The 7189-nt window shown below is 54.3% G+C and carries 7 protein-coding genes; 5 read left to right on the top strand and 2 right to left on the bottom strand.

Annotation, left to right across the window (positions count from 1 at the left end):
- The first annotated feature begins 11 nt into the window (after window positions 1-11).
- From hemE to HZZ01_RS20635, 5 genes are all read left to right on the top strand, one after another.
- Entirely contained in the window at window positions 12-1079 is a 1068-nt protein-coding gene (hemE, locus tag HZZ01_RS20615) for a uroporphyrinogen decarboxylase (protein ID WP_179899284.1), read from the top strand.
- A 2-nt stretch (window positions 1080-1081) separates the two neighbouring features.
- Window positions 1082-1750 carry a deoxyribonuclease V gene (gene nfi, locus HZZ01_RS20620; protein WP_179899285.1) on the top strand — a complete coding sequence of 223 codons (669 nt, stop codon included), beginning with the start codon at window positions 1082-1084 and terminating at the stop codon, window positions 1748-1750.
- Between the two features lie 63 nt (window positions 1751-1813).
- Entirely contained in the window at window positions 1814-2404 is a 591-nt protein-coding gene (locus HZZ01_RS20625; protein ID WP_090967274.1) for a YjaG family protein, read from the top strand.
- Between the two features lie 188 nt (window positions 2405-2592).
- The gene (gene hupA, locus HZZ01_RS20630; RefSeq protein WP_003850136.1) at window positions 2593-2865 is read left to right on the top strand and encodes a nucleoid-associated protein HU-alpha; all 273 of its coding nucleotides are present in this window, start codon (window positions 2593-2595) and stop codon (window positions 2863-2865) included.
- A gap of 69 nt (window positions 2866-2934) precedes the next feature.
- Window positions 2935-3597, top strand: a complete 663-nt coding sequence (locus HZZ01_RS20635) for a DUF1481 domain-containing protein (protein WP_179899286.1) — start codon at window positions 2935-2937, stop codon at window positions 3595-3597.
- A gap of 33 nt (window positions 3598-3630) precedes the next feature.
- Here the strand turns inward: HZZ01_RS20635 and purD are convergent, their stop codons facing one another.
- Both purD and purH read right to left on the bottom strand, forming a co-directional pair.
- Entirely contained in the window at window positions 3631-4911 is a 1281-nt protein-coding gene (gene purD / locus HZZ01_RS20640; RefSeq protein ID WP_179899287.1) for a phosphoribosylamine--glycine ligase, read from the bottom strand.
- A gap of 19 nt (window positions 4912-4930) precedes the next feature.
- Window positions 4931-6520 carry a bifunctional phosphoribosylaminoimidazolecarboxamide formyltransferase/IMP cyclohydrolase gene (gene purH, locus HZZ01_RS20645; RefSeq protein ID WP_179899288.1) on the bottom strand — a complete coding sequence of 530 codons (1590 nt, stop codon included), beginning with the start codon at window positions 6518-6520 and terminating at the stop codon, window positions 4931-4933.
- Between the last annotated feature and the right edge of the window lie 669 nt (window positions 6521-7189).

Here is a 7189-nt window from a genome sequence, read left to right on the forward strand (position 1 = left end):
AGAGTGTTGAGATGAGTGAACTGAAGAACGATCGTTATTTGCGTGCCCTGTTACGTCAGCCGGTTGATGTCACGCCGGTATGGATGATGCGACAAGCCGGGCGCTATTTGCCGGAGTACAAAGCGACACGCGCCCAGGCGGGTGACTTTATGTCGCTGTGTAAAAACGCCGAGCTGGCCTGTGAAGTGACCCTGCAGCCGCTGCGTCGTTATCCGCTGGATGCCGCCATCCTCTTCAGTGACATCCTGACCATTCCGGATGCGATGGGACTGGGTCTCTACTTTGAAACCGGCGAAGGCCCGCGTTTCTCTAATCCTGTGACCTGTCGCGCTGACGTTGAGCGTTTACCGGTGCCCGATCCAGAAATGGAGTTGGGTTATGTGATGAATGCGGTCCGCACCATCCGTAAGAACCTGAACGGCGATCTGCCGCTGATTGGTTTCTCTGGTAGTCCCTGGACGCTGGCTACCTACATGGTGGAAGGCGGCAGCAGCAAAGCATTTACCAAAATCAAGAAGATGATGTATGCCGATCCGGCGACGCTGCATGCGATGCTGGATAAGCTGGCCGATAGCGTCATCCTTTATCTCAATGCTCAGATCCGCGCCGGTGCGCAGTCTGTGATGGTATTTGATACCTGGGGTGGCGTGCTGACGGGCCGTGACTACCTTGAGTTCTCACTTCACTACATGCACAAAATTGTTGATGGTCTGCTGCGTGAAAACGATGGTCGCCGCGTACCGGTGACGCTCTTCACTAAAGGGGGCGGACAGTGGCTGGAAGCAATGGCTGCTACTGGTTGTGATGCGCTGGGTCTCGACTGGACCACCGACATTGATGAAGCACGCCGTCGTGTGGGCGACAAAGTTGCCCTGCAGGGTAACATGGATCCTTCTATGCTCTATGCGGCACCGGAGCGTATTGAGCAGGAAGTGGCCGGTATCCTGGAGCGTTTTGGCTCGGGCACCGGACATGTCTTCAATCTGGGGCACGGCATTCATCAGGATGTTCCACCCGAAAATGCAGGCGTCTTCGTTGAGGCGGTGCATCGTTTATCACGTCCCTGGCATCAGGAGTAATCATGGACATTGCCGCACTCCGCGCTGAGCAGTTACAACGTGCCGCTGACGTGGTGCGTGAAGATGACTTTGACGTATTGCCGCCCCGCTTTATTGGCGGAGCGGACGTTGGATTTGAGCAGGAAGGCACCGTTACGCGGGCGGCGATGGTGATACTGGAGTATCCCTCGTTAACGCTGGTGGAACATCGCATTGCGCGCGTTGAGACCACCATGCCCTATATTCCGGGATTTCTCTCTTTCCGTGAGTATCCTGCACTGATGGCTGCCTGGCAGATGCTGGAGCAAAAGCCGGACCTGCTGTTTGTCGATGGACACGGTATTTCGCATCCCAGACGACTGGGTGTCGCATCGCATTTTGGCCTGCTGGTCGATGTGCCGACGATTGGCGTTGCCAAAAGCCGCCTGTGTGGTCGTTTTGACGATCTGGATGCGCAGCCTGGCAGCCGTCAGCCGCTGATCGACAAAGGTGAGCAGATAGGCTGGGTATGGCGTAGCAAACTGCGCTGTAATCCGCTGTTTGTCGCCACCGGCCATCGTGTCAGCCTGGACACTGCGCTGCAGTGGGTCGAAAACTGCACGCGCGGTTACCGGTTGCCGGAACCGACCCGCTGGGCTGATGCGGTTGCTTCGAACCGAACCGCTTTCCAGCGCTGGCAAAACGCGCTTTAACACTGTTTGTGCTGCGGTTTTGCAGTTACACTGCGGCCAGCGAAACGAATAAGAGCCACCTTTATGTTACAAAATCCCGTTCATCTGCGTCTGGCGAAGCTGGAAAGCTGGCAGCACCTGACTTTTATGGCCTGCCTGTGTGAGCGCATGTATCCCAACTATCGCGCATTCTGCGAGCAGACTGAATTTGCCGATCCGGCACTCTATCGCCGTATCCTTGATCTGATATGGGAAAACCTGACGGTCAAAGATGCGAAGATAAACTTCGATAGCCAGCTGGAAAAGCTCGAAGCCGCCATTCCTGATGGTGATGCGTTTGAGGTTTACGGCGTTTATCCGGCCATTGATGCCTGTGTGGCATTGAGCGAAGTGGTACATGCGCAGCTGAGCGGTGAAACGCTTGAGCATGCCATTGAAGTCAGCGAGACCTCAATTACCACCGTCGCCATGCTGGAGATGACTCAGGCTGGACGCGAAATGACCGATGAAGAGCTGCGTGAGAATCCAGCTATCATCGATGAGTGGGACCTTCAGTGGGAGATTTTCCGACTGCTGTCGGAGTGTGAAGAGCGCGACCTTGAATTGATTAAAGGTCTGCGATCTGACCTGCGTGAAGCTGGAATTAGCAACATCGGTATAAATTTCCAGCAGTAAGGCGATAAAACGTGACTTCAGGCCCGAATTAGCGCGCCTGGAGGCTTCACATTGGCCCCCTGTCTGGTCTACATTTGGGGGGCTGAAAATTGTGGCTATCGGTGCGTGCAGGCAGAAGAGTGCCAGAATATGGCTTTTCCCTCGCACTCGTTGCTTAGCAAGCGATAAATACACTTTAAGGATAACTTATGAACAAGACTCAACTGATTGATGTGATCGCAGAAAAAGCTGACCTGTCTAAAACCCAGGCAAAGGCAGCGCTGGAATCTACTCTGGCTGCGATCACTGAGTCTCTGAAAGATGGTGATGCTGTACAACTGGTTGGTTTTGGTACTTTTAAAGTGAACCACCGCGCTGAGCGTACCGGTCGTAACCCGCAGACTGGCAAAGAGATCAAAATCGCTGCAGCAAATGTACCGGCATTCGTGTCTGGTAAAGCGCTGAAAGACGCCGTTAAGTAAGACGTCGCACTGCGGTTAAGCTTTAAAACAGGGGGCGTTTCGCCCCTTTTGTTTAAGAGGCCAGCCATCATGACCCCGCTGTTTCAGCGTTTATCTGTTCTGCTTCTCTCCCTGTTTCTTTTCGGCTGCAGCTCTACTCCGGATATTCCCCCTTTTTCTGCCAGTGGTTATCTTGCCGATCGTGGTGTTGTTCGTATCTGGCGCAAAAACAGCGACCATCAGTCAGTCCATATTCGCACCCTTTACACGCCGTTCAGTGGCGGTGAAGGTGAGGTGACTGACTATATCTGGCTGGAAGAGTCCTTGATCAGCATTCAGCGTCAGGTGAAGGGCAAACAACCTGACGATGTGACCCTGCGCTTTGATCAGGCAGGTGGCCTTAACTTTATGCAGCGCCAGCTCGCAGGCCGACGTGAAGCGGTTAGCCCGGATGCGGTTGAGCTTTATAAGTTTGATGCCGAGCGGATGCGTAACCTCAGTGATGCCCTGTTAAGCGGTCAGGTGTTCCTTAAACAGGGACACTGGCTGGGAAACAACGTGCTGGAGACGTGTGAAGGCCAGCAGGTCAGACCCGCTTTTGATGCTGACGATCTGCAGATGCTGAAACAGCAGCAGAGTAGCGCGTCGGCACCGCTGATGGTTTCATGGCTTGAAGCACCGGAAGGGATACAGTTGTTGCGGGTCAGTCAGCAGGATGACTGCACGCAGCAGCCGACAGAAGACGATATGTGAAATGAAAAGGGGGCACCAGGTGCCCCCTTTTGCTTACTTGCGATTAATAGCGCGGTAGCCGATATCGTGGCGACAGAAACTGCCCTGCCATGAGACCGGCTTTGTCAGCTCGTAAGCCCGCTTTTGTGCCGCAGCGACATCGTCGCCCAGCGCGGTGACGCACAGCACGCGGCCACCGTTCGTCAGCACCTGATCCTCTTCCAGACGCGTTCCGGCGTGGAAGACCTTGCCGTCAGCCACTTCTTCCAGTGGCAGACCATGAATCTGATCGCCCTGCGCATAATCGCCCGGATAACCGCCTGCCGCCAGTACCACACCCAGTGCAGGACGGGGATCCCATTGTGACGTTCTGTGATCCAGCTTGCCGTCACAGGCGGCCAGGCAAAGATCGACCAGATCTGACTGCAGGCGCAGCATGATCGGCTGAGTTTCCGGATCGCCGAACCGGCAGTTGAATTCGATCACTTTCGGCTGCCCGGTGTGGTCGATCATCAGGCCGGCATAGAGGAAACCGGTATAGACGTTGCCTTCAGCGGCCATGCCACGCACGGTTGGCCAGATAACCTGATCCATCACACGCTGGTGGATCTCATCGGTGACCACCGGGGCTGGTGAGTAGGCGCCCATTCCGCCAGTGTTTGGACCGGTGTCGCCATCGCCGACACGTTTGTGATCCTGGCTGGTGGCCATAGGCAGCACATGCTCGCCGTCTACCATTACGATGAAGCTGGCTTCTTCGCCATCCAGAAACTCTTCAATTACAATGCGGTGTCCGGCATCACCAAAGGCGTTACCGGCCAGCATATCCTGAACCGCATCTTCAGCTTCCTGCAGCGTCATCGCGACTATCACGCCTTTACCTGCGGCCAGACCGTCGGCTTTGATAACGATTGGCGCGCCTTTCTCACGCAGATACGCCAGAGCAGGCTCAACGTCGGTAAAGTTCTGGTACGCCGCGCTGGGGATCTGGTGACGCGCCAGGAAATCTTTGGTAAAGGCTTTCGAGCCTTCCAGCTGTGCTGCGGCCTGAGTCGGACCAAAGATAGCCAGCCCCGCCTCACGGAAAGCATCCACTACGCCCATTACCAGCGGAGCTTCAGGTCCGACAATTGTCAGATCGATCTTTTCACACTGGGCAAATTCAAGCAGGGCAGGGACATCTGTCGCACTGATCGCGACATTCTGTAGCGCAGGCTCTAATGCAGTGCCCGCATTACCTGGCGCGACAAACACGGTTTCCGCCAGCGGCGACTGGGCTGCTTTCCAGGCCAGCGCATGCTCACGCCCGCCGTTGCCGATTACTAAAATTTTCATCTGTTACTCTCCAGAACGATTAATGGCGGAAGTGGCGCATGTCGGTGAAGATCATGGCAATGCCATGCTCATCTGCTGCCGCGATAACTTCTTCATCGCGGATAGAGCCGCCTGGCTGGATAACGCAGCTCACCCCTACCGCGGCTGCAGCATCAATACCATCACGGAATGGGAAGAATGCATCCGATGCCATGGCTGAGCCTTTCACTTCCAGACCTTCATCGCCCGCTTTAATCCCCGCAATTTTAGCGGAGTAGACGCGGCTCATCTGTCCGGCGCCAATACCAATCGTCATGCTATCGCGTGAATAGACAATGGCATTGGACTTAACAAACTTCGCGACTTTCCAGCAGAACAGCGCATCACGCAACTCCTGCTCGGTTGGCTGGCGCTTGCTGACCACGCGCAGCTGACTGGCATCAACCATGCCGAGATCGCGATCCTGCACCAGCAGACCACCGTTAACGCGTTTGAAATCCAGCGCGGCAGTGCGGTTTTGCCACTGGCCGCAGATAAGCACACGGACGTTCTGTTTGGCGGCGGTAATTTTCAGCGCGGCTTCGGAAACGGCGGGTGCGATGATTACCTCAACAAACTGGCGGCTGATAATGGCCTGAGCAGTCGCTTCATCCAGCTCGCGGTTAAAAGCGATGATGCCACCGAACGCGGAGGTCGGATCGGTCTGGTAAGCCCGCTCATAGGCCGACAGCAGAGTGTCACTGGTCGCTACGCCACAGGGGTTAGCATGTTTGACGATAACGCACGCGGGTTCATTGAACTCTTTAACGCATTCCAGAGCAGCATCCGTGTCAGCAATATTGTTATAGGAGAGCGCTTTGCCCTGAACCTGCAGCGCGGTCGCCACTGACGCTTCAGCGATATTCTCTTCTATATAGAAGGCAGCATCCTGATGGCTGTTTTCGCCGTAACGCATATCCTGCTTCTTAATGAAGTTCAGATTCAGGGTACGAGGGAAGCGGCCGGCGGGCTGATTGCGTTCACCGTGATAGGCAGGCACCAGGGTACCGAAGTAGTTAGCGATCATACTGTCATAGGCGGCAGTATGTTCGAAGGCTTTGATTGCCAGATCGAAACGGGTCTCAAGCGTCAGTGCGTTCTCATGAGCATCCATTTCAGCAATAATGGCATCGTAGTCGCCGCTGCTGACCACAATAGCGACATCTTTATGGTTCTTGGCAGCAGAGCGCACCATGGTCGGGCCACCGATGTCGATGTTTTCTACTGCATCTTCCAGTGAACATCCTTCACGGGCGACAGTCTGTGCAAAGGGATAAAGGTTAACGACCACCATGTCGATTGGGCTGATGTCATGCTGCGCCATGATGGCATCATCCTGGCCACGACGACCTAAAATGCCGCCATGCACTTTCGGATGCAGAGTTTTGACGCGTCCATCCATCATTTCCGGGAAACCGGTGTAGTCAGAGACTTCTGTGACAGCCAGACCCGCATCCGCCAGAAGGCGAGCTGTTCCACCTGTGGAGAGCAGTTCGACACCGCGACTTGAGAGCGCCTGAGCAAATTCGAGGATACCGGCTTTGTCAGAGACACTGAGCAATGCGCGGCGTACAGGACGAGGTTGTTGCATGGTGGTTTATCCCTTGGCTTTGTTTCGCGTATATAAGAGCGTTACGTCAGGCTTTACAGCGGTTTTCTCTTCTATATAAGAAGAAAAGATCAAAAACCTCAGGTAACGCCCCGAAAAGGGGAGTCCGGAATATTGCCCGACATTGTAGCGAAAACGTTTGCGTGATGCTCGCCTAAATTCATTTAGCCCGCAGAGTGTGGATAACATTGTGTGTAACTGCGTATAACACCGGCTTTTGCTGTGGAATGCAGCGAACGCTCTCTTTTATGCAATTTATGGGTTGCGACTCTCCGACAACTCCCTATAATGCGCATCCATCAACACGGAACACCGGCAACGGGAAACGGGCTGAGAGGCACAGGAGACTGCGCCGCCGGAGAAAAACTTCTGAAATAGAGGTTGACTCTGCAGGAGGAAGGCGTAATATACGCCACCTCGCGACAGGACGCTAACGCACTGTTCGCACTGCTCTTTAACAATTTATCAGACAATCTGTGTGGGCACTCGCAGGATTGATATCAGCGTCTCCGGACGTAAAAAATATATCAAGCCTCACGAGTGAACACATAATGAAATTCATTATGACGTTTTACAGATGAGCACCGCTTAACTTGTTTAAGCAAATCAAACTTAAATTGAAGAGTTTGATCATGGCTCAGATTGAACGCT

This window comes from Pantoea sp. WMus005 (genome assembly GCF_013415305.1).
Taxonomy (GTDB): domain Bacteria; phylum Pseudomonadota; class Gammaproteobacteria; order Enterobacterales; family Enterobacteriaceae; genus Pantoea; species Pantoea rara.